At 41.3% G+C, this 22,040-nt stretch carries 20 protein-coding genes; 12 read left to right on the top strand and 8 right to left on the bottom strand.

The features are described 5' to 3' along the window. Window positions 1-4: 4 nt before the first annotated feature. Complete coding sequence (locus AC1Z3S_RS00345) at window positions 5-802, bottom strand: alpha/beta fold hydrolase (RefSeq protein WP_461738681.1); 798 nt, start codon at window positions 800-802, stop codon at window positions 5-7. Next, on the bottom strand, window positions 789-1,889 hold the full coding sequence (locus AC1Z3S_RS00350) for a threonine aldolase family protein (RefSeq protein WP_461738682.1): 1,101 nt from the start codon (window positions 1,887-1,889) through the stop codon (window positions 789-791). The genes AC1Z3S_RS00345 and AC1Z3S_RS00350 overlap by 14 nt, the downstream gene beginning before the upstream one ends. 357 nt (window positions 1,890-2,246) lie before the next feature. On the opposite strand from AC1Z3S_RS00350, the gene AC1Z3S_RS00355 reads away from it, so the two are divergent. Then, window positions 2,247-2,789 (top strand): hypothetical protein, encoded by a 543-nt coding sequence (locus AC1Z3S_RS00355; protein WP_461738683.1) that lies wholly within the window; start codon window positions 2,247-2,249, stop codon window positions 2,787-2,789. Between the two features lie 130 nt (window positions 2,790-2,919). On the opposite strand, the gene AC1Z3S_RS00360 is transcribed toward AC1Z3S_RS00355, so the two are convergent. From AC1Z3S_RS00360 to AC1Z3S_RS00380, 5 genes are all read right to left on the bottom strand, one after another. Further along, window positions 2,920-3,600, bottom strand: coding sequence for a YoaK family protein (locus AC1Z3S_RS00360; protein WP_461738684.1), 681 nt, complete (start codon window positions 3,598-3,600; stop codon window positions 2,920-2,922). An 82-nt stretch (window positions 3,601-3,682) separates the two neighbouring features. Further along, complete coding sequence (locus AC1Z3S_RS00365) at window positions 3,683-4,936, bottom strand: cupin domain-containing protein (protein ID WP_265459329.1); 1,254 nt, start codon at window positions 4,934-4,936, stop codon at window positions 3,683-3,685. A 41-nt stretch (window positions 4,937-4,977) separates the two neighbouring features. After that, window positions 4,978-6,327, bottom strand: coding sequence for a dihydrolipoyl dehydrogenase family protein (locus tag AC1Z3S_RS00370; RefSeq protein ID WP_461738685.1), 1,350 nt, complete (start codon window positions 6,325-6,327; stop codon window positions 4,978-4,980). 165 nt (window positions 6,328-6,492) lie between these two features. After that, on the bottom strand, window positions 6,493-7,458 hold the full coding sequence (locus AC1Z3S_RS00375; protein WP_461738686.1) for a S66 family peptidase: 966 nt from the start codon (window positions 7,456-7,458) through the stop codon (window positions 6,493-6,495). Between the two features lie 260 nt (window positions 7,459-7,718). Continuing rightward, window positions 7,719-8,516, bottom strand: coding sequence for a DUF2785 domain-containing protein (locus AC1Z3S_RS00380; protein WP_461738687.1), 798 nt, complete (start codon window positions 8,514-8,516; stop codon window positions 7,719-7,721). 259 nt (window positions 8,517-8,775) lie between these two features. Here AC1Z3S_RS00380 and acpS point away from each other — a divergent pair, with 259 nt between their 5' ends. The 6 genes from acpS (at window position 8,776) to AC1Z3S_RS00410 (ending at window position 15,116) form a co-directional block, all read left to right on the top strand. Then, window positions 8,776-9,135 carry a holo-ACP synthase gene (acpS, locus tag AC1Z3S_RS00385; protein WP_461738688.1) on the top strand — a complete coding sequence of 120 codons (360 nt, stop codon included), beginning with the start codon at window positions 8,776-8,778 and terminating at the stop codon, window positions 9,133-9,135. Between the two features lies 1 nt (window position 9,136). Next, window positions 9,137-10,258, top strand: coding sequence for an alanine racemase (gene alr / locus AC1Z3S_RS00390; RefSeq protein ID WP_461738689.1), 1,122 nt, complete (start codon window positions 9,137-9,139; stop codon window positions 10,256-10,258). A gap of 12 nt (window positions 10,259-10,270) precedes the next feature. Then, window positions 10,271-10,630 carry a type II toxin-antitoxin system PemK/MazF family toxin gene (locus AC1Z3S_RS00395; RefSeq protein ID WP_265459322.1) on the top strand — a complete coding sequence of 120 codons (360 nt, stop codon included), beginning with the start codon at window positions 10,271-10,273 and terminating at the stop codon, window positions 10,628-10,630. Window positions 10,631-10,840: 210 nt separating this feature from the next. Next, window positions 10,841-11,125, top strand: a complete 285-nt coding sequence (locus AC1Z3S_RS00400) for a hypothetical protein (protein ID WP_461738690.1) — start codon at window positions 10,841-10,843, stop codon at window positions 11,123-11,125. A 378-nt stretch (window positions 11,126-11,503) separates the two neighbouring features. Beyond that, window positions 11,504-13,243 (top strand): ABC transporter ATP-binding protein, encoded by a 1,740-nt coding sequence (locus AC1Z3S_RS00405; RefSeq protein WP_461738691.1) that lies wholly within the window; start codon window positions 11,504-11,506, stop codon window positions 13,241-13,243. Continuing rightward, window positions 13,233-15,116, top strand: a complete 1,884-nt coding sequence (locus tag AC1Z3S_RS00410) for an ABC transporter ATP-binding protein (protein WP_461735952.1) — start codon at window positions 13,233-13,235, stop codon at window positions 15,114-15,116. Before AC1Z3S_RS00405 ends, AC1Z3S_RS00410 begins: the two co-directional genes overlap by 11 nt. Before the next feature lie 100 nt (window positions 15,117-15,216). Here the strand turns inward: AC1Z3S_RS00410 and AC1Z3S_RS00415 are convergent, their stop codons facing one another. Next, window positions 15,217-15,402: a hypothetical protein gene (locus tag AC1Z3S_RS00415; protein WP_461738692.1), complete on the bottom strand. Its 186-nt coding sequence runs from the start codon at window positions 15,400-15,402 to the stop codon at window positions 15,217-15,219. Between the two features lie 688 nt (window positions 15,403-16,090). On the opposite strand from AC1Z3S_RS00415, the gene AC1Z3S_RS00420 reads away from it, so the two are divergent. The 5 genes from AC1Z3S_RS00420 to AC1Z3S_RS00440 all read left to right on the top strand — a co-directional run bounded on the left by AC1Z3S_RS00420 (window position 16,091) and on the right by AC1Z3S_RS00440 (window position 22,037). Further along, window positions 16,091-17,755, top strand: coding sequence for a peptide ABC transporter substrate-binding protein (locus AC1Z3S_RS00420; protein WP_461738693.1), 1,665 nt, complete (start codon window positions 16,091-16,093; stop codon window positions 17,753-17,755). A 9-nt stretch (window positions 17,756-17,764) separates the two neighbouring features. Then, window positions 17,765-18,985 carry a peptidase T gene (gene pepT, locus AC1Z3S_RS00425; RefSeq protein WP_461738694.1) on the top strand — a complete coding sequence of 407 codons (1,221 nt, stop codon included), beginning with the start codon at window positions 17,765-17,767 and terminating at the stop codon, window positions 18,983-18,985. Window positions 18,986-19,198: 213 nt separating this feature from the next. Continuing rightward, window positions 19,199-19,588, top strand: coding sequence for a hypothetical protein (locus AC1Z3S_RS00430; protein ID WP_461738695.1), 390 nt, complete (start codon window positions 19,199-19,201; stop codon window positions 19,586-19,588). 152 nt (window positions 19,589-19,740) lie between these two features. Continuing rightward, on the top strand, window positions 19,741-20,478 hold the full coding sequence (locus AC1Z3S_RS00435; protein WP_461738696.1) for a MurR/RpiR family transcriptional regulator: 738 nt from the start codon (window positions 19,741-19,743) through the stop codon (window positions 20,476-20,478). A gap of 242 nt (window positions 20,479-20,720) precedes the next feature. Then, window positions 20,721-22,037, top strand: a complete 1,317-nt coding sequence (locus tag AC1Z3S_RS00440) for a PTS sugar transporter subunit IIC (RefSeq protein ID WP_461735946.1) — start codon at window positions 20,721-20,723, stop codon at window positions 22,035-22,037. The last annotated feature ends 3 nt before the right edge of the window (window positions 22,038-22,040 follow it).

Below are 22,040 nucleotides of genomic sequence, written 5' to 3' on the forward strand. Positions count from 1 at the left end.
ATTTTCACAGCGTTAAAAATCGTTCAAAATATAAGGCAATCATTTCAGGGCTATCAATAAAAACATTATGGCCGGTGTCATTGAGAACAGCCACCTCTAATTGATTAGTAGGAGTGATTAAAGCCAGCTGCTGTTGAAAACCGACGACGTCATCATTTTTTCCTAAGAGGATTGTGCCACGGTAATCCTCCGAATTTTTTTGGATGGCGGCTTCAATGCTTAAAGTGTATTTGTTTTCCGGTGAAAATTGAATCTGATGCCAGGCCGCACTTTTAAAGCGGCTGACTCCCGGTAAAATTGCTTGTTGATAGGTGAGCCAATGCTGCTGGCTGATGTTAACATTCATTGCCGCAAAGTTTTCCCAAGCTGGATGGGGATCGATATAATTGTCCAATAAAATCGTTTTGATTGGTGCCGTCTGTCGGTTGTGATTATTAGCGACAACAACTGGTGCCGTCAAGAAAAGCTGATCAACCTGTTGTGACATTACTTGGGAAATTGCCAAACAGAGATAGCCGCCATAAGAATGGCCGCAGAGCTGGAATTTTTCCTGTGAACTGTCTTGTTTAATGAAGGCCAATAGTAAGGCCAACACATCATCAGAGGATTCAAGATCGGCTGGCATTTCAGATTGGCCCATACCCGGTAAATCCAAGTACACCCGCCGAAAGGTCCGCTCCTTGAAAAAAGGCTCATAAATCGCCTTCATGCTAGTTAAGTCGACACCTAAGCCGTGAAGAAAATAAATGGTCGGACCGCTGCCGATGATTTCATAATGCAGAAAATTTTCAAATTTTGGCATTTGTTTGGTCTCCTGGAAAGTCTTGTAATAGCTTAAACATTTCTGCTAAGGTCGCCGCCGGAATCAAGTCCAAAGCTTCGCCAATTGAAATTTCACAGGCGCATTCGCTTTCGCTGATAACTGTCAAATTTCCAGTGATGCCAATGCCAGTTTCATTTTGCAATTTTGCCAGAAAAGCTGCTGTTTCATCAGAGTTTTTTGCAAAATGCAGATGGAACATATTGGTCACTGGGAGTTGCGGTAGCGTGGAAATTTTAGCTGTGGCATTAAATTTTTCTGCTAAATGCTTGGCCTGCTGATAGTAATGGGGCATACGCTGAATATGTTTCTCATAAAAATAATCGGCTGAAAGAATATAAGGATAGAGACTGATTAAATCTCCACCATACCGGCGCTTCCAAATTTTGCTGGCCTCCGTCAGTTCTGTCGGTCCCGCTAAAATTGCGCCGGCAATCCCGTTTAATCCTTTATAAAAAGAGACATAGACACTGTCAAATAAATCGCAAATTTCAGCAGCTGTTTTTTGATAATAGGGCAGGCATTCCCACAAACGAGCGCCGTCTAAGTGAACATAGATACCTTTTTCATGACAGTAATCGGTGATTTCCTTAAGCTGAGAAAAACTTGGTAATTGACCGCCAATTTCTCTTTGGGGCAATTCAATCAAGAGACAAGCGAATTCTTGATTAAGCGCCTTTAAATCAGCTAGCGTAAAGAGTCGATCTTTTTCTCCTAATAGAATTGTTTCAATCCCCATCAACTCTTTAATGCCATCTTGCTCATGGATTTCTAAGTGAGCTAGTGGATGATAAGCAACTTTTTTAATTTGCTTTTGATCGCACCAATAGCGCAGGCCGATTTGCTGGGCCATCGTGCCGCTAGGAAAGAATACCGCAGCAGGCTTGCCTAAGACTTGAGCCATTTTTGTTTGAAAATCTTCGATAACTGTTCCCGTGCCATAAATATCACTGGGAGTATCATCAGGAATTTTTGCTAATGCCTCCTTCAATAAGCCGACCGTTCGCTCACCGCTGCCGCGAATTTTATAGGCGGTTTGTTGATAGCTTTCAGATAAAGTAAATGTCATTTAATTCTTCCTTTCCTGTTATAAAAACGTGTGTTATCTATCGTAAAGTGGCTGACAAAAATATAGATACTTAATTGGATTCTAGTAAGCATAGAAAATTTCGCTTAAAAATATTATAGCAACTATTTTTAAATTATAAAGGTAACCGCAAAATAATGTAGTGCCTTAAAAAGACTTCCCAATGGATATAATGAAAAGTTTGTTTATGCATGACCAGTTTTCAGTAGAAAGTTAGCGTATCAGCAGCTTAAGCTTTTCGCTAATATTATTGAAATAGTTTAAAATTTGCTGATTCTCAGCTAAAATACCGAGGAATTTGCTATAATTAAGTTGGGATTAGCTAAAGGGGGAGTGAGGATGAAAAAAGAAAAAAAACGTGAGCCGCAAGAAGAATTGCCAGATAAACATTTCCTGCCATTGAATAAGGCGCAACTTGGCTGGTTGGTCGCCTTGGTCTTGTTAACCTTTGTCTGGTTAATTTATCCGGGATATGGGTGGGACCATAATGTTTTCACGGCTTTAGCCGGCGATAGTGGCTACTACTCAGACGACTATGATTATGATGAAGATTATGATTATGACTATGAAGCATTTGCTTTGGAAAATATCGATTCAGTTGGAAATTGGACACGGGAAATTTATGATGACGTTGAAATTGCAACTACCAGATACGATGAGGATTATGAAGTAGAGAGTTATTACGGTGGTGATGACTTTGAAGCATTAGAAGAGCAAGTCGGTCGCCCCCGCTCCACCTATCGGGACGATTGGACAGGCTTTGATACCATCACGGCCACTTGGGAATATAGTTCCGGCAATGAATATATCTCGATTGATATCACCTATCTTGAAGAAGATGGCATGATTATCAGCAAAGATATTTTTGGTTACGATGATTAAGCGACAGAGAAGATTAGAAAATATAAAAACAATCGCTGAGATTCCTGCAGATGATGCAAACTCTGAAAGCTAGTTTAAAGATTAGCTTCACAGTTTCTGCTGCAAGGGAATTTCAGCGATTGTTTTAGTTTCAATCCATTTCGACTTTGGTAATGGTCACCCAGATAAAAAAGAGCAGTGTCAAAATAAAGCTGAGCCACAGTGTCAGTGAAGCCTGCAGTAAATTAATTAAACTACCGACACCGACGCCGAGAATAAAAATTAAAATGGCAAAACCGATTTCGGAAAATTCTTTACGGGCGGTTCGATCTTTATCAATCAGCCATTTATAAAGATTGTTCATCAGATTTTTAGTATTGCCGGTCATGATGCCATCATTAACAGTGGCGATGCCGACCTTTCTGAAAATAGTCAGCTCAAAACCAGCTAGACCACCTAGTAAAAAGACCATCAGCGCATCAAAAATTTGTTGTTGAAATAAAGCAAATACTAAGAGTACCAGACTTTGTAATAAAAGCATGATTTGATATTTTTTGCGGGTGGTACCGCTGACTTTTTCCACCAGCCACTCTCCACCAAAAGCTCCTAAGGCAAAACCAGCAAAGACGGCAATATGACCGAAGGCTTGACTGAATTGGCCGGTAAATAATTTACTGCTGAAGGCCACCATGTTGCCGGTTTGGGCGCTGACAAAGACGCCACCCTTTTCCATAAAGGTATACGCATCAATGAAGCCCATCAAAAAAGTTGCAAATAAGGTTAAGACGGTCAAGGAGCTGAGGGAATTGATTTTTTGTTTGGCCTGTTCCATAGGCTTCCTCTTTTCTAGCAAAAACAGAGGTCAAAATTTAGGCAGATTCCTAAAATTTGCACCTCTGCAGCTGTTTATTTAATTAAAAAACATCCTTGGCGTTCAAGCCATCACTTTCTTCTTGGTCGAAGGGGTTACTGCTAATGTGTTTGGCAGCAGCTTGATTGATTTTATCTTGGTCAAACCAAATAACTGGTGAAGCCGCTTCTTCTTGAGGCAGGCTTTCAACAAATTCTTTGGTTAAGTTCAAATGGTCAGCAACAATTTGTGACGGTGTGGTTGCCATCCATTTGTTCAAAGAAATATCTGAGTAATCAGGATTTTTGAAGACTTCGACAAAAATTAATTTTTCCGTCCCGGTATTTTGGACATAATGACCAGCAACTGTTGGCACATAGCCGACATCACCTGCACGATAATCAAAGGTTCTAGCTAAACCATTCGAGTTAAAAACAGTCATGCGAGCTTGGCCTTGAATGTAATACTGCCATTCAGCGCCTTTTGGATGCCAATGCAATTCCCGCATACCGCCGGGCTCAACTTCAACAATGGCTGCTGAAATCGTCTTAGCAGCTGGGAAAACTTTTTGATCAATAATCCAAACACGACCAGCTTCAGACTCAATTGGTTTTAAAGAATCCATGTGGAAGGTCAATGGTAGTGGAGTTTCGCCATTACTGTTAGGGCGTTTGACCACATCGATGGCTTCTGGCACAGCCGCTTTAAAAATGTATTTTTCTTTTGTTGGTAAACTTTGTAGCTCAGAAACTTTCTTTTTAAAGTTGGCAGCCACGATTTCTGGTGGTGTATGAGCTAACCAATCAGTAATCAACATCGTATTATTTTCAGAGAAATCAGGTTCGCTGAAGATAAGTAAAAATTCACAGCCTTGATCTAAACCTTGGATGGAGTGGGCGACACCTGCTTCAAAATTCCAAATGTCTCCGGCTTTGACATCATCGATAAAAGATTTGCCATTTTCATCAATCGCTGTAACACGGGCGTTGCCGTAAAGCATCAAGCCCCACTCAGCTTCTTTGTGCCAATGCATTTCCCGATACACGCCAGGTCCTAAGTTCATATCGACACCTGCGACTTGGTCAGAAGCCGGAATTTCTCGGTTGGTAACTTCCCGAGCCCAGCCGCCTTCTTCTAAACGATTGCGGACGTCATCATAGCTGAAACGCATATTTGGTAAAGTACCGTGGTCAGTTGCTGGCGGAACTAAAAAATCGGGACCTTCAATATCTCTTAATGGATCATGAGGACCTCGGTTGTAATAGCCTTTGCCGTCAGATTTGCGAATGGGTTGTGGTTCTTTTTCTTCATGATTCATATTAAAAATCTCCTTTTCCATAGGTTAGATTTGGTACCAAATTAATGAACATCAAAAAATTTTGAAAAATCACTAGCGAGGGAAGGATAAGCGAAAACCATTTCCCGCAATTGCGTGAGTGTAATCTTCATCTTTAATAGAAGCGTAAAATAATTAATTAATAAATCAGCTTCATTGCTGAGACTGGTGATGCCGACGATTTGCTGGTCGGCTTTACGAATTACTAATTTTGTGCGGGCAATTGGTTCATTGCCCCGATGATAATTCAGCCAATGGGCCATGTTGATTTCAACAATTTCATAAAGTTCTGGCTGCTTAACGGCGTCATTAACAAAGATTCCCGTCTGAGCAATTTTCGGATTGCTAAAGACTGACATCGAAGGAATCGGATAGTCGATGGGCTTTAAAGTTGCTGTGGTTAAAAAATCCGCCAGATAATTTGCTTGAAATTCTGCGTAGTTAGTTAATTTTGGTGCTGGTGCATCATTGCAATCACCAATGGCATAAATATCGGCATTGCTAGTTTGCAGGTAGGAATTGACTGCCACACCTTTACTTGAAAAGGTGATACCCGTCTCTTCCAAGCCTAAATTTTCAACATTGGGAATGCGGCCAGCTACCGAATAAACGACATTTGTTTCAAAAACGAGGCCTTCCTCCGTTGTAACTTGATACAAATCAGCTTTCAGTTGAATAATTTTTGCGACGGTATTATCAAAATGGTAGTCAACGCCCCGTTCCTTTAATAAAGCGACTAAATCGCCGACTAATTCAGGATCAAAAGCTCCTAAAGCCCGCTGATTATGTTGCAAAACATGGACGTGATCGCCGATGGCACTGGCGATATTGGTAATCGCAAAGGCGATGATACCCGCGCCGATAATGGTGATAGATGGAGGTAAACTTTCAGCATTGAGAAAATGCGAACTGTAATGGACATGCTCGTTTCCTTCAAAATCCAATACCCGAGGTCTGGCTCCTGTTGCCAAAATAATTTTTTTACCTTGGTAGTCAACGCCGTCGACAGTAAGGGTATGGGAATTTTTAAATTTTGCGGAACCGAAAATAGTGGTGATGCCAGCCTCCTCTAAGCTGGCCTGTAAAACAGCTGAGGTTGCGGCAATTTGTTTGTTTTTAAAGGTCATCAAGTCTGGCCAATTAATTTTTGGCACTTGATCAAAACCTTTACCGAGGTGGCTTTGGATAGCTTGCTTGGCTTCAACTGCCGCCAGCAAATATTTTTTAGGTGTGCTGCCATGATTAGCTGTTGTACCGCCCCATTGATAGGACTCGATAATGGCAACTGTCAAATTTGCTTGTCGCAATCTTTTGGCAGCGGTTAAGCCGGCGATGCCGCCGCCGACAATGATAACGTCAAAATTGGTTTCCATAACACACCTCCAACAGAAATTTGAAATGCTTGAATAATTTCAGTATAACCCTTCCGCCAGATTTTCCTAAATAAAACGACTTTAAAAAAAGCCAAAAATCAATAAAAAACTGTCAATTTAAGGCAGTCAGGCTCACTTAAATTGACAGAATTATTATTTTTAAATTTAAAAATCGGAGAAACTCACCGTCATGGCTTCCGCGTCAAAATGGGCATAGGCACCAATCGGGGTGGTCATCATCGGGCGGGTATGACAGCTGTCGTACTCATAGATGACCGGCAAAGGATTGCCATTCAAAACCTCCAGCAAAATATCAATCGGTTGTCTACCGCTGCCTAAGTCGTCATAGTTGGCATGCTTGCCTAAGATAATGCCTTTGACCATTTCAAAAACACCGGCCGCCTTCAGCATGGCAAAATTTTTCTCGACTGTGGCCGCGTCTTTTTCCGCATCCTCAATAAACAGTAAACTATTCGGAGTAATTTTCGGAAAAAATTTGGAAGCGAGAAAGCCGTACATGGTATTTAAATTGCCACCGACAATTCGCCCCTCTAGCTTGGGAGTTTCAGTATAGCCCCACTGATTTTTCTGCATGGTTAACGGTGCTTGATAAGTTTCCCAATTTTTTTGGTCATCGGTCCACAACTCCGGAGCAGTCAGCGTGATGGCGGCATTTTTTCCAGTAAAAATTATTTTTTCTAAATAATCCCACGTCTCCTCTGCCAACGGTGGAAACTCACCGAAGGAAGCGACTAGAGCTGGACCATATAAAACTCGGCAGGTCGGCGCCAAGCTGCGAACAGCTAACAAAAAAGCTGTTGCATCGGAATAGCCGACGATAATTTTCGGATGATTTTTTAAGTATTTAAAATCAAGATAAGGCAGCAGAGAATTTGAATTTGTTCCGCCAATCGTCGAAATAATCATATCTAAGTCATCATTGTGAATCAGCTCGTTTAATTCTGCGGCCCGCTCTTTAATGCTGCCGGAGCGATAAAAATCCTGCTGGCCGGTCAAACGGCCCGCCACCAAAGTATGACCTTTAGAAGCAAAAAAGGCTTGCGCTCGTTCAAAGCGCTGAGGCGCAAGAGCAGTGATGGGTGTCGCAGGCGAGTAAAAACCGATATTCAAGTGGAGGTCCCCGTTTCTTCTTCATTTGCAAAGTCCTGTTCCAGTATAGCAAAAAATCAGCTGTCAGCCATGTTTTTTTTTGATTTACTAGACTAAAGTCAAAATGCCGACAACGAGTGAAACTAGAACTTCAAAAAGAGTCACACCAAAGAGGACTTCTGACCCGCTGATAACTTTGCCAGTGGTTTGGTAGTGAATTTGTTTTTCCGCCTGTCGTTCTTTTAACTAAGGAAGTTCTTCCGCCAAAACCCAATGCTTTCTTAATAATCTTTCAAATAATTCATCAGGCTGTCTTGCAGGCCTTCAGTTAATTGCTGGGAAGCTGTCAGATGAAAATAAATGGCTGCTAAAAAATTTTCAAAGGCTGCCAGCCGTTGAAAATCCACCAATTCAACTAAAGGAAATTCTAATTGGTCAATCCAAGCAGCTGTCGCTTCAGCACTCAGAACATCATTTTGAATAGCTTGATAGATGACAGTTGCTAAGCGCCGCTCTTCTCCAGCGATAAAGGCTTTAGGGAGCCTGAGGAAAACTTGGGCAATGGTTGAAAATACTTCTGGTTTTAATTCCTCTGGGAAATCTTGATGCAAGAGAGCATAAAGTAAAAAATCAGCGCCGTGGGCTAATCCATGGATCCAACCGTAGGACTCTGAATAGCCGGTAAAATCCTGTTCCGCTTTTAAATAGGCTAGCGCCCGTTGGAAAAAATAAGCTCGTTCGTTATTTGTTAAAAGCCGATGATAGCGGGAATCTTCTCGATTGTCAGAGTCTAATAGCATGCCATTCAACAAGGCAGCAAAAGTGCGGGTGACCGTCGTTGGTAATCCTTCGTTTATGTGGTAAAAAATTAAGTCTTGTTCCATCGTCTGCTGAGTTAGAAAACGAAACTGTTCTTTTGTAAAAGCATTTTCCCCTAAGCCACGGGCCAATAGCAAGTAGACCAGGCCATCACGAATTTGACCATCAGGATGGCCAATATTTTCCATGAGCCAAGTAGTTTCTTGATTGGAAAAGGTAAGTGTCGGCTGGTGCAGCTTTTCTTTTAAAATTGTATCCATTTATTTATCAACTCTTTTCTTTTATTGAATAACATTTTGCAAAATTCTCAAAAAATAATTTATTTTTGAGGAAAATATCAGGTATACTGCTATTATAGACAAATTTGATTTGAAAGGGTAAATTTTTTCAGCAGACAATTTTTGGTCAAGCTAACAAAAATGTTATCTAAAGAAATGCTTAATCAAGCGCTTGGCGATAGGCTTTTTGCTAAGTTTTTGATAAAATGAATGCATTCTGATAGGAAAAGAGATTGAAGTTATGATTAAAGGGATTGGTATAGATGCGGTGGAGTTGCGCCGCATGGAGGAAATTATTGCCAATAAACCACGGTTTGCTGCTAAAGTGTTAACCGAAAAAGAGCGGGAGCAATATGATGGGCTGAGCTCTCATCGCCAGGTTGAATATTTAGCGGGGCGTTTTGCTTGTAAAGAAGCCTTTGCAAAAGCGTGGGGAACAGGCATTGGCAAAGTGGCCATCCAAGAAATCGAAGTGCTTTCCAATGAATTAGGTGCACCTGTAGTCACACAATCTCCTCATCAGGGTAAAACTTTTGTGACGATTACCCATACAGATACTGTGGCGATTGCCCAGATTTTGTTAGAGGAAGAAGGAAATTGATGTGATTACGTCTTACCATCGCCCCACGAAGGCAGTGATTGATACAGCAGCGATTACTGCAAATGTCGCTGGCGCAATCAAAAAATTAAACGGGACAAGTGAATTGTTCGCCGTTGTTAAGGCCGACGGTTACGGTCATGGGGCCACCGCTGTTGCCCATGCAGCGATTGCCGGCGGTGCAACGGGTTTTTGTGTGGCAACGATTGATGAAGGAATTGACTTGCGGCAGGCGGGTTTTACCCAGCCGATTTTGGTTTTAGGCGTTACTGATGCCCGCTATACTAAATTAATTTTAGAATATGATTTATCTATAACTATCACAACTCTGGCTGATTTGGCGAAATTTGAACGAGAGTTAGCGACGATTGTCACCTCGGGGAAATTGAAAATTCATTTAAAAATTGATACTGGCATGGGGCGCATTGGTTTTTTGAACACTACTGATTTGCAGATGGCAGTTGAAAAAATATCAACCCGTGTTAATATGGAATGGGAAGGTATTTTTACTCATTTTGCCAAGGCCGATACCCAAGATGATACATACTGGTTGGAGCAGCGGGATATTTTCAGTGCATTTTTGGCAAGCTTAACTAAGCTGCCGCGTTACATACATATCAACAACAGCGCAACAACGCTATGGCATCCGAATCAAATTGGTAATTTAGTCCGCTATGGCGTGGCCATGTACGGCTTAAATCCTTCAGGAGGCGAATTGGCTCTTGAAGAAAAATTACAACCAGCTTTTGAATTAGTTTCTGAATTGGTACAGGTGAAACGAGTGCCAGCTGGAACACATATCAGTTACGGCGCAACTTATACGAGCCAGCAGGCAGAATGGATCGGCACGGTACCGATTGGTTATGCCGATGGCTGGTTAAGAAAAATGCAAGGCTTTACCCTTTTGGTTGAAGGGTCATATTGTGAAATAGTAGGTCGAATTTGCATGGATCAGTTGATGATACGTTTGCCCCAAGAATTTTCAGTGGGGACAAAGGTGACATTGATTGGTAAAAATGGCGGGGAAACCATTACGATGCAAGAGGTGGCCGATTATTTAGGAACCATTCATTATGAAGTTGCTTGTACAATTTCTGATCGGGTTCCGAGGGAGTACCGAAAATAAGGGGGAAAAATAATGGTTAAAAGAGGGGATATTTTTTATGCCGATCTCTCGCCTGTGGTGGGTTCAGAGCAAGGTGGCATTCGCCCGGTGTTAGTGATTCAAAATAATTTAGGTAATTATTTCAGTCCGACGATTATCGTGGCGGCCATCACCGCCAAGCTGGCCAAGCCCAAGCTGCCGACCCATATTCAAATTGATGCGAAAATCAGCGGTATCGAAAAAAATTCGATTATTTTGCTGGAACAAATCCGCACGATTGATAAAAGCCGGCTGCGGGAAAAAGTTTGCCGATTGGATCGGCGGGCGATGGAGGATGTTAACCAAGCCTTATTGGTGAGTGTCGGTGTCGAGGCGTTAACGAAATCCGGTTAAGAATACATAGTTTGTTTCGTACATAGGAGATTGTGATACAAGGATTATCAAAATAAAAGAACCAAAAAAGTTGTTTGGCGCAGGCCAAAGCAGACGGTTTTAAAACGAAGACTGCTTGTGAGACTTATTAGAGGGACTTTTATTTTGAAACTTGTGTGGCAGTCTTTTTCTTTTCACAGCAGTGCTGGTCATAATGGAGGTGAAGAAAGCATGAATTATCTTTTTTTGATTGTTGTATTAATTATTTTTTTATTTTTTGTCGTTCGAGCTGTCAGGCGGGTCGTCCGCAATGTGAAGCATCCACGGCAAGTTTTAAATGGCTTAATTATTGAAAAATACAGCGACTCCCAAGGGAAATATCGGATTGTTTTTCAAATCCGCGATCAGGAAACCCATTATGAAATTTCACCTAATTTATTTCCTAGTGTCCAACCGCCCATGCGGGTAACGCTGACGGTGGCAGATGGCAAGGTGATTACCTTTGATCCTTTGTAAAAGGAGATTTTGATTCTGCAACATAATGTTTTTTACAGATGTAATAATATCTGAATCATCTTGGTTTTGTCACTGTGGTTCAGTCGGTCGGCGAGCTAGAAAATACCTGTGCCTCTGCGGTCTGGCAAGGCTTGCCGCACTTCTCAAAAATTTAGCAACTTTTGCTGAATATTATTGAAGGAATTTTATTTCAGTATCCTCTAATACCACAGCCACCTTTTTTTGAAAACTAGTGGGAAATGTTAGATTTTTCTTTCAAATTCCGCTAAGATGTTTAAAGAACTCTCCCCATGACTGGCAGAAATAACTGACTATTCTGAAAAATTCAGCGATTTTTGCGAGTTGTGCCACGACAATATTAGGAAAGGAAAAAAATTAATGATTAAAAAGCTCATGGAAAATATTGGCGAGTATAAAAAGCAAAGTATTATCACGCCATTATTTGTAACCGGCGAAGTCATCTTGGATATTATTATTCCATTGTTAATGGCTCGCTTAATTGACCGGGGAATTGAAGGTCAAGACAGTCAAGAAATTATTCGTTTGGGAATTGCTTTATTTCTCTGTGCCCTTGTGTCATTATTCTTTGGCGCCATGTCTGGTCGCTATGCGGCAGTGGCCTCAGCCGGCTTTGCCCGCAACCTGCGCCGCAACATGTTCGCCCGCATTCAGACCTTCTCTTTTTCAAACATTGACCGCTTCTCCAGCTCAAGTCTAGTCACACGTCTGACTACCGACATCACCAACGTACAAAATGCCTATCAAATGATTATCCGTATTTTAGTTCGCAGTCCTTTGATGTTAATCTTTTCATTGATTATGGCCTTTTCAATCAACAGCCAGCTCTCAATGATTTTCTTAGGCGTGGTGCCTGTGTTGGCAATTGGATTAGGGATTATCATCCACTTCGCTTTCCCCGTTTTTCAACGGGTCTTCAAAATTTATGACCGGTTGAACAATGTCGTGCAGGAAAATCTGCAGGGCATTCGCGTTGTAAAATCTTATGTGCGGGAGGATTACGAAGAAGGGAAATTCGGCCGAGTGTCGACGGATATTTTCAAAACCTTCTCCAAGGCTCAGCGAATTGTCGCCTTCAATATGCCATTGCTGCAAACTTGTGTATACGCTTGTATGCTTTTGCTTTCGTGGCTAGGTGCTCGCTTAATTGTTGAACAAACTTCTTTAACTACTGGTGAATTAGTCAGTATGTTCACCTACACGATGCAAATTTTGATGAGCTTGAATATGTTGTCAATGGTGTTTGTAATGGTGATTACCGCTCGGACTTCTGCCGGTCGGGTCGTCGAAGTTTTAAATGAAGAAAGTGATTTGAAAAATATCGCCAACCCGATTACCACTGTTCCTGATGGTAGTGTGACCTTTAAAAATGTCGCCTTCAGCTATACCGACGACAAAAATAAATTGGCGCTAGAACCAACCAGCTTATCGGTGAAATCCGGTGAATTTATCGGCATTATCGGTGGTACCGGGAGTGCCAAGTCGACTTTGGTGCAACTGATTCCCCGTTTATATGACGTCACCGAAGGAGAAGTTGAAGTCGGTGGCGTTGACGTCCGCAATTACGATTTGGAAACTTTGCGGGATGAAGTGAGTATGGTTCTACAAAATAATGTGCTCTTCTCTGGCACAATCAAAGACAATCTGCGCTGGGGAGATCCCAACGCAACGGATGAAGACATTATTCGCGTCTGTCAAATCGCTCAAGCCGATAGTTTTATCGACGAGTTCCCTGACAAGTACGACACGATGATTTCCCAAGGGGGAACGAACGTGTCCGGTGGTCAGCGCCAGCGCCTGTGTATTGCCAGAGCCTTGTTGAAAAAACCAAAGATTTTAATTATGGATGATTCAACCAGTGCGGTGGATACTAAAACCGACCGCAGCATTCGGGAAGGCTTGAAAAAAGAAATTCCAGGCACGACAACGTTTATTATCGGTCAACGGATTTCTTCCATTCAAGATGCCGACCGGATTATCGTCATGGAAAATGGTGAAATCAACGGCATCGGCACCCATGATGAATTGCTGCAAAGCAATCAAATTTATCAAGAAGTCAACGAATCTCAAACGAAAGGATTTGGTCAAAATGAAGAATAAAAATCAACGTCCAACCGGCCACAATCCTGGAAAAACTTTGGGTCGTTTACTATTAACCATGTTCCGTCTCTATCGTTTTCGTTTGCTTTTCGTCTTAATTTTAATTTTGCTTAGCGCCTTTGCCAACGTGCGGGGTTCCTTGTTTTTGCAAACCGTCATTGACCAATATATCACGCCAATGCTTGGTAGCAGCAATCCTGACTTCAGCGGCTTGTTGAAGGCTGTTTTGATGATGGCGGGCATTTATGTGATAGGGATTGTCGCCGGGTTGATTTATAACCTGATGATGGTGACCATCAGTGAAGGGACTCAGAAAAAAATCCGCGACCAGATGTTTGAACATCTGGAAAGTTTGCCGATTCGCTATTTTGATACTAATTCTGACGGCAATATCATGAGTCATTTTACGAATGATACCGATACCCTGCGCCAAATGATTTCCCAAAGTATCCCCAGCCTGCTTTTAGCGATGGTCACCTTTGTGGCGGTCTTTATTGCGATGCTCAGCCTGAGTATTCCCCTGACAATTTTCGTGATCTTTTCTGTTAGCCTGATGTTTTTTGTGATTCGCTTTGTGGCAAACCGCAGCGGTAAATATTTCGGAGCACAACAGCGGGATTTAGGTCAGGTTAATGGCTACATTGAAGAAATGATGCACGGTCAAAAGGTCGTGAAAATTTTTAATCATGAAGAAAAAGTGATTGCTGATTTTGATGTCTTGAATGATGATCTGCAAAGTAGTGCGACCAAAGCTAACGCCAATGCCAATCAGCTGATGCCAATTATGATGAACTTATTGAACATTCAATATGTTTTAGTGGCGATTATTGGTGGTTTGTTATCAGTTTATGGCGTCTCCATATTATCAGTCGGGATGATTGCTTCATTCTTACAGTTGAGCCGCTCACTAAACGGCCCAATCTCACAAATTTCGCAACAAATTAATTTTGTAATTATGGCTTTAGCCGGTGCGGAACGGATTTTTGAATTATTAGATGAAGAACCGGAATCTGATGAAGGCTATGTGACTTTAGTCAACGCCACTGAGACCAATGGCGTTTTAAGTGAGTCCATCGACCGGACAGGCATCTGGGCGTGGAAACATCCCCATGATGACGGCAATGTGACCTACACTAAATTAACCGGCGATGTTGTCTTTGAAGATGTTGACTTTGGTTATGAGCCTAATAAAATGGTGCTCCATGACATCAACCTCTACGCCGAACCCGGTCAAAAAGTCGCCTTTGTTGGCGCAACTGGTGCCGGTAAAACGACGATTACCAACTTAATCAATCGCTTTTATGATATTCAAGAGGGTAAAATTCGTTACGATGGCATCAATATTCAAAAAATTAAAAAGCATTCCCTGCGGCGTTCGCTAGGAATTGTATTGCAGGACACGCATTTATTTACGGGGACCATCCATGAAAATATTCGCTACGGAAAATTAAATGCCACCGATGATGAAGTGGTGGAGGCGGCGAAATTAGCCAATGCCGATTGGTTCATCCGGCATCTGCCAAACGGTTATGAAACAGTGATTACTGGTGACGGTGAAGGACTGTCGCAAGGGCAGCGGCAATTATTGGCGATTGCCCGGGCGGCGATTGCTGATCCGCCGGTGATGATTTTAGATGAAGCGACTTCTAGTATCGATACTCGGACTGAACGCATTGTTCAAGAAGGGATGGATAAGTTAATGGAGGGGCGGACCGTTTTTGTTATCGCCCACCGCTTGTCAACGATTCAAAATTCCAGCGTTATTATGGTGATGGATCACGGTCGCATTATTGAACGGGGCGACCACGACTCCCTATTAGCTGAAAAAGGTATGTATTATCAACTTTACACCGGTAAGGTTGAGCTAGATTAAATAAAATAATCCCTGAGGACCACAGCACTGTTTGCTGTAACGACATCAAAAACTATTTTGGGTGTCGTTACATGCCGCTGGGTTCTCAGGGATTTTTTTGCTATTTATTTTTCGAGTTTTGAAATAATTCCGCAAAATCTCGGCGTCTTAATAGAAATAATAACAAAGCGACTACCAATAAAGCCATCCGCAATCTTGGGTCGCTGATAAAACCTAAAAAGATATTTGCCAGATAAATTAAGCAGACAATCAAGGTGATAATGTTTAACCAATTTTTTTTATTCATGGGCAGTTTCCTTCTTCTATATAGTTCAGACGCTTATGATTGTATCATAACAAGCATAGAGGACAAAAGCGCTGGTTAAAAGCAGCCATGTAAAGTCTAAAAATGAGTTTTGGTGATAGTGGGAAATGAAATTAGTGGCACAGAGAATATGCGCCAGCAATTTCCACAGAATAAATCGTTTGTCTTGATTAAAATTTTTAGCGACTAGCCTAGTTTTTGTTTTCCAGAGTTCAAAATGATTTCAAACTATTGCCCTATTCACGTACAACAAATACATTCAAGGCCATCAAAATTATCTGAACTTTTTTAATCAGGCTCCTTCTTCGCTCAAAGAGATTAATTTCTGAAAATTAAAATAATTTCATTGACAAGGGATAATTATTAAAGTACACTCATTAAAAATTAATAAAATTCTATTGAAGAGCAGAAGTAATCTGGGAAGTAGTATAGCGAGGTCTGGTGAGGGTGAAAGTCAGCCCTACGGAAAGGATGAAGGATGGGCTTGGAAGAAAATTGTTTCAGACAGTTTCGGAAATTTTTCCGTTATCAAAAACCAATTTCATTTGGTGAGGAAAGCTTTTAAGCTTTTGAATTAAGGTGGTACCACGTTTAGTTAATACGTCCTTTCGCTACTCAAAGCTAGCGAAGGGATTTTTTATTTTTATTATAGTAATCAGGGGGAAAAAGAATGAATAAGTTTTTTAAAGTAACGGGAATAATTGGCTTAACAGCACTGTTTTTGGCAGGTTGTTCTGGCGACAGTAATGCAACGAATGATTCTTCGCAGGCTGCGTCATCGTCCAGCACACAAATGGCTACAGAACAAGCTATTGATGTTAGCTTGCCGGCTCAATTATCAACGTTGGACACCACTCAGACAACTGATAAAGTAACATTCACCGTGGCCCAACAAGTTTTCGAAGGCTTGTATCGTCTAGATGAAACCAGTACGCCAGTGCCTGGTTTGGCAGAATCGGTTGATATTAGCGATGACGGTTTAGTCTACACCTTCCATCTGCGGGATGATATTCATTGGAGCGATGGGACGCCGATTACTTCCAATGATTTTATGTACGCATGGAAAAAATTAGTCACACCGGAAACAGCGGCACCAAATGCTTATTGGTTGGATAGCGTGGTGAACAGTGCGGATGCTAGACAAGGAAATGCTGATGTCGATTCAATCGGCCTAGCTGCACCGGATGACCAAACGTTTGAAGTGACGCTAGCCAATCCACAGTCGTCATTTCTTTCAGTGATTTCGATTGCTTGGTTAGCCCCGCAAAATGAAGAGTATGTGGAAGCTTTAGGGGACGATTATGCTTCTTCCAGCGAGAATATGATTTACAGTGGACCGTTTATTTTAGAAAACTGGAGTCAAGTTTCTAATACGTGGACGTTGACAAAAAATCCAGAGTATTATGATGCTGATGTAGTCCAACTGGAAACAGTCGAAGGCTCCACGATTGTTGAAGAAAATACCGGCATCAATATGTTTGATACCGGCGAGTTGGATTTAACCCGCATTAGCGGTCAATTCGTTCAACAATTCCAAGACAGCGAAGCCTTGGTCAACCAACAGGAAATTTCAAATTATTTCCTAGATTTTAATAAAACCGCTAATGAGGCCTTAGCTAATGCCCATTTGCGTAAAGCGATTGCTTTGGCGATTGATAAAGAAGGCTTAGTCAACAATGTCTTGGCCGATGGGTCCACTGCTTTAAATGGCTTGATTCCAGCCAATTTATACACCAATGAAAATACTGGCGAAGATTTCCGAGCTTACAGCGGCGAGTACAATGTGTATAATCTTGATGCAGCGGCTGAAGAGTGGGAGCTGGCCACCAACGAACTAGGCGACAGCATTTCCCTATCACTGTTAGCCAATGATTCTGATAACGGCAAACGAATTGCGGAATATATTCAAGCGCAATTGCAGGACAATTTAGAAGGATTAACGGTGACGATTGATCAGCAGCCTTCAAATAATTTAAATCAGTCCCGCAGAGACGGCAATTATGAAATGTCTTTATCTGGCTGGATTGCCGGCAGCAATGATTTGAATTCTTATTTCAACTTATACCGTAGCGGCTCATCTTATAATTATGGTGGTTATGAAAATGAAGAGTATTCAGATTTAGTTGAACAAGCCAACACGACAGACGCCAATGACATTGATGCCATGTTTACCGACTATCAGGCAGCCGAGGAAATTTTATTAGCTGAAGATGCTGCACAGGTGCCGTTGTACCAAAGTGCTGCCAATTACTTAGTTAATCCTAATCTGCAAAACGTGATTTATCACAGCTATGGCGACTACTACAATTTCCGTGAAGCATATTTAACGGAGTAAGGTGAAAATATGAGTGAGTTACTAAATGATTTTATCGAATTTGTCAAAATCAATACCCGTTCGGATGAAAGCTCCACAACCATTCCGACAACCAGTGGTCAAATTGTCTTAGCAAAATTGCTAGAAGAGCGCCTCAATGTAATGGGTTTAGAAAATGTTACTTACAACGAAGCGAACAGTTTTGTTATCGGCAAACTTGCCGGCAACAGCGAAAAACTGGCTATCGGATTTATCGCTCACGTCGACACCGCCGATTACAATGCTGAAAATAATCAGCCGCAAATTTTTGAAAATTATGACGGCCAAGATATTTTGTTAAATGCTAAAGAGCAGCTGGTGATGGAGGTCGCTGAATTTCCCAATTTAAAAGATTATATTGGCGAAACCCTGATTACCACCAACGGCTTGACCTTATTAGGCGCCGATGATAAAGCTGGCATCGCAGAAATTTTAGCTTTGCTCCGCTATTATCTGGCGCATCCGGAGATTGAAAGAGGCGACATCTGGGTGGCTTTTGGTCCCGATGAAGAAATCGGGCGTGGAGCGGATCGTTTTATTGCTGAAGATTTTCCGGTGGCCTTCGCCTACACGATTGATAGTGGCCGAGTGGGACATTTTGAATACGAAACGTTTAACGCTGCCAAAATTGAAATCACCATAGCCGGGACGAGCGTCCATCCCGGCACGGCCTATCACATGATGGTCAATGCTTTAAGATTGGCCAAAGAAATTGACAATGCTCTACCACCCGATGAAGTACCAGAGGAAACTCGTGGCTACGAAGGATTTTATTTGCTCCATGAGTTATCAGGCACCATCAGCGAAGCCAAGCTGAGCTATATCATCAGAGACCACGATATGGACAAATTTAACGAACGAAAAGCAAGGATTGAAACAATTATCGCTACAATCAATCAACGCTTTGAACGCCCGCGGATTACGTACCATCTGTTTGACCAATATTACAATATGCGCCAAGTCATCGACCAAGCGCCGCTTTCAAAAGAGCTACCGATTGCCGCCATGAAAAATCTCGGCATCGAACCAAAGATTACCCCATTTCGTGGTGGCACAGATGGCTCAAAAATTTCTATGAAGGGCATCCCTACGCCGAATATTTTTACCGGCGGCGAAAACTTCCACGGACAATACGAATTTATCACTTTGGAGGCTATGGAAAAAGCTCGGGACACGCTGATTGAGATTGTGCGGTTGGCGGGGTTGGAGTAAGAGAAAAAAATTTGAGATGATAAAAGAAAAACGGCTGAAGGTTGCTATAGTGCCCACAAAGAAGTTAGATTTTTGGTCTAACTTTTGGGGTGGAACATGTCCTTTAGCTGTTTTGGTTTGTGTGACATGGATAAGAGTTGGTGATATAATAATTTTATACTAACTAAATAGTTTGTCTTGAAGGGCTAAAGGTTAGCAAAGGAGGAGTATATCATGTGTGAGTTGTTTGATGAGTTTGTCAATTATAGTGAAGATGATTCAACGCTGTATTTTGTCTATGGCCGAACCTATTCGGAATTTGAAAATGAACCGCTGAAATTTTTTTCTGCAGCGACTCTGGCACTATCTTTTGAGCCAGCGCCAAAAGGAAAATACTTCCACGACTTTATGGTAGTCTTTAATGAAAAGAAACCAGAAGTAGCCGACCATCCAAAACTTTTGGAATTAGCCCGTTGGACCGATTATGGCAGCATGTTGTATCGTGTCAAAACGCTTATTTCAAAGCAAGAGCTTTTTCAGGCGGTGGCAGAGGAATTTTCCTTAACTTCAGAGGATTTTCTTGTTTCTGGGACAAAACTCGATTCCCGTTTCATTGATATTTAAAAAATATTGAGGCTTTGGCAGCTAATTTGTGCTAAGCCTTTTTATTTTCCTGTCAATCACAGGAAAATTTCTGCGCAAGTCCCCGTCAATTTTTATAAAGTTCTCCACAATATGCTAAAATTAGGCTAGAAATAAGTTTAGAGGTGAAGTGGATGAGCTATTTTGAAAACCTGGATATATCAGATCTTTCCAATGTTGAACAGGAGATCTATCGGTATATTGTCAACAACCCTGAAAAGATTCCCTATATGCGGGTGCGGGATATTGCAGAGAACTCCCATACGTCGGCGACCTCTGTCTTTCGGTTTATTAATAAAATTGGCTACGAATCATTTACTGAATTCCGCTTGTCCTATAAGCAAAAATTGAAATTAGCGGAGGCGCAAGAAGGAATCAATGACAATATTGACCACCATTTCCAGATACTAAAGCGGGATAATTTTAATCAGGATTTAGCTTATCAAATTGAAAAAGTCACCATTATTTTAAGACAAGCAGATATTACCCTGTGTTTTGGAATTGGTCAATCTGGCAGCATTGCGGAATATACTGCCCGGAAAATGCTGAACCAAGGTTTTAATGCGATTGGCATTAAAGATTTTATTTATCCGATTAACAGCCATTTTCACCGCAATCAAAAAAATGTATTGCTAGTATTTACTTCTTCTGGTGAAACCCAAGAAATTCTAGAACGAATTGCCAGTATTGAGTTACGGCAGGAGGTTTTTATCTGCTGCATAACTAAAAATCGTAATAGTCCAGTCGCAAAACTTTGTGATTATGTAATTGACTATACTATTCAAGATGCTAAGCGTAATGTTCTACATATTGATTTTTCTACACAGCTACCAGCTATGTTTATCGCAGAATTGTTAACAGATCACTTATAAGCTTCTTCGCCCTCTATGGAACAAGTTGTTCCATAGAGGGATTTTTTTTATTGTTACCGTATTCGGTTCTTTAATGTATGAAAAGGGTTACATGCTGTGGTTTATTATGATTAAATGCAATCAGATAATATTTTTTACTTATTTTAAACTTAAATATTGACTGGGAAGGTGGGACGTAAGATTAGTTTTACTTGAGAGGTAAGCACTTATTTTTTAGAAAATATTTTTAAGGAGCAAAAACGATGAATACTTTTATTAATGAAAAAATATTACCACCGGTTTTAAAATTCGTTAATACGAAAGCGATTACAGCTTTGCGTAACGGGATGCTTTACACAATGCCATTTACGATTGTCGGGTCTGTCTTTTTACTATTGGCCAATTTTCCCGTGCCGGCTGTTTCTGAATTTATAACTAATCAAGGTTGGGCGGATTATTTCAATCAAGCATATGGCGCATCTTTTGCAATTATGGCATTGTTTGCTGTAATGGGAATTGCCTATTCCTATGTGAAGACGGAAGGTTTTGAAGGACTGCCCGCTGGGATGATTGGTTTGGTTATTTTCCTTTTGACCATGCGTTCAAGCGTGACAGATGCAGAATCAGGCGTGACGATTGCCAACGTTATTGATAAAACTTGGACTGGCGGTCAAGGAATGATTAGTGCCATCTTAGTTGGTCTATTTGTTGGTTGGGGCTATTCTTGGTTCTTGAAACGCGATGTACGAATTAAATTACCTGAACAAGTTCCTGAAAATGTTGCGAACTCATTTACTGCTTTGATTCCAGCAGCAGTTTTAATTACTTTTGCGATGTTTGTTTATATTTTATTTGATGCTTTGATGGATACTACGATGGTGCAATGGATTTACGATGTGATTCAAAGTCCAATGCAAGGTGTGACTGATAGTTTAGGTGGCGCATTGATGTTAGGTTTCTTGGTGCCATTCTTATGGTTCTTTGGAGTCCATGGCTCAACGATTGTCGGCGGAATTATGGGCCCAATTTTACAAGCGAACTCCTTAGAAAATACCGCAATCAAAGAATCTGGACTTGAATTAACAGTTGCTAACGGCGGTCATATTGTAACGCAACAATTTTTAGATCAATTTATGACGGTGACGGGTGCTGGTATGACAATCGGAATTGTTGTTTACATGGTATTCCTAGCACGTTCCGCACAATTTAAGCAATTAGGCCGTCTATCAATCGGCCCGGCTTTCTTTAACATCAATGAACCAATTATTTTTGCAACACCAATTGTAATGAATCCTATTATGGCTATTCCGTTTATCTTGACGCCAGTTGTTTCTGGAGTTGTCACATATTTTGCTCTTTATACTGGACTTGTGCCGCTGTTTACGGCCGTACAAGTACCATGGACAACTCCGCCAATTATTTCTGGTTTCTTAATCGGCGGCTGGCAAGCAGCATTATTGCAAGCTTTTGTATTAACGCTTGGTTTCTTTATCTACCTGCCATTTATCAGAAAAGTAGATTCTATGAATTATGCTCAAGAAAACGGTTTGGACGAATTAGCAGCAGTCGAACAAGGCTAGAAA

The organism is Enterococcus sp. LJL90 (assembly GCF_056924355.1).

What these genes read in the sequence shown, in the direction of transcription:
- pepT (WP_461738694.1), top strand. Translation starts at nt 17,765, where the DNA reads ATGAGTGAGTTACTAAATGATTTTATCGAATTTGTCAAAATCAATACC.
- AC1Z3S_RS00370 (WP_461738685.1), bottom strand. Translation starts at nt 6,327, where the DNA reads ATGGAAACCAATTTTGACGTTATCATTGTCGGCGGCGGCATCGCCGGC.
- AC1Z3S_RS00345 (WP_461738681.1), bottom strand. Translation starts at nt 802, where the DNA reads ATGCCAAAATTTGAAAATTTTCTGCATTATGAAATCATCGGCAGCGGT.
- acpS (WP_461738688.1), top strand. Translation starts at nt 8,776, where the DNA reads ATGATTAAAGGGATTGGTATAGATGCGGTGGAGTTGCGCCGCATGGAG.
- AC1Z3S_RS00360 (WP_461738684.1), bottom strand. Translation starts at nt 3,600, where the DNA reads ATGGAACAGGCCAAACAAAAAATCAATTCCCTCAGCTCCTTGACCGTC.
- AC1Z3S_RS00440 (WP_461735946.1), top strand. Translation starts at nt 20,721, where the DNA reads ATGAATACTTTTATTAATGAAAAAATATTACCACCGGTTTTAAAATTC.
- AC1Z3S_RS00415 (WP_461738692.1), bottom strand. Translation starts at nt 15,402, where the DNA reads ATGAATAAAAAAAATTGGTTAAACATTATCACCTTGATTGTCTGCTTA.
- AC1Z3S_RS00365 (WP_265459329.1), bottom strand. Translation starts at nt 4,936, where the DNA reads ATGAATCATGAAGAAAAAGAACCACAACCCATTCGCAAATCTGACGGC.
- AC1Z3S_RS00420 (WP_461738693.1), top strand. Translation starts at nt 16,091, where the DNA reads ATGAATAAGTTTTTTAAAGTAACGGGAATAATTGGCTTAACAGCACTG.
- AC1Z3S_RS00395 (WP_265459322.1), top strand. Translation starts at nt 10,271, where the DNA reads ATGGTTAAAAGAGGGGATATTTTTTATGCCGATCTCTCGCCTGTGGTG.
- AC1Z3S_RS00355 (WP_461738683.1), top strand. Translation starts at nt 2,247, where the DNA reads ATGAAAAAAGAAAAAAAACGTGAGCCGCAAGAAGAATTGCCAGATAAA.
- AC1Z3S_RS00430 (WP_461738695.1), top strand. Translation starts at nt 19,199, where the DNA reads ATGTGTGAGTTGTTTGATGAGTTTGTCAATTATAGTGAAGATGATTCA.
- AC1Z3S_RS00410 (WP_461735952.1), top strand. Translation starts at nt 13,233, where the DNA reads ATGAAGAATAAAAATCAACGTCCAACCGGCCACAATCCTGGAAAAACT.
- AC1Z3S_RS00400 (WP_461738690.1), top strand. Translation starts at nt 10,841, where the DNA reads ATGAATTATCTTTTTTTGATTGTTGTATTAATTATTTTTTTATTTTTT.
- AC1Z3S_RS00350 (WP_461738682.1), bottom strand. Translation starts at nt 1,889, where the DNA reads ATGACATTTACTTTATCTGAAAGCTATCAACAAACCGCCTATAAAATT.
- AC1Z3S_RS00380 (WP_461738687.1), bottom strand. Translation starts at nt 8,516, where the DNA reads ATGGATACAATTTTAAAAGAAAAGCTGCACCAGCCGACACTTACCTTT.
- AC1Z3S_RS00435 (WP_461738696.1), top strand. Translation starts at nt 19,741, where the DNA reads ATGAGCTATTTTGAAAACCTGGATATATCAGATCTTTCCAATGTTGAA.
- AC1Z3S_RS00405 (WP_461738691.1), top strand. Translation starts at nt 11,504, where the DNA reads ATGATTAAAAAGCTCATGGAAAATATTGGCGAGTATAAAAAGCAAAGT.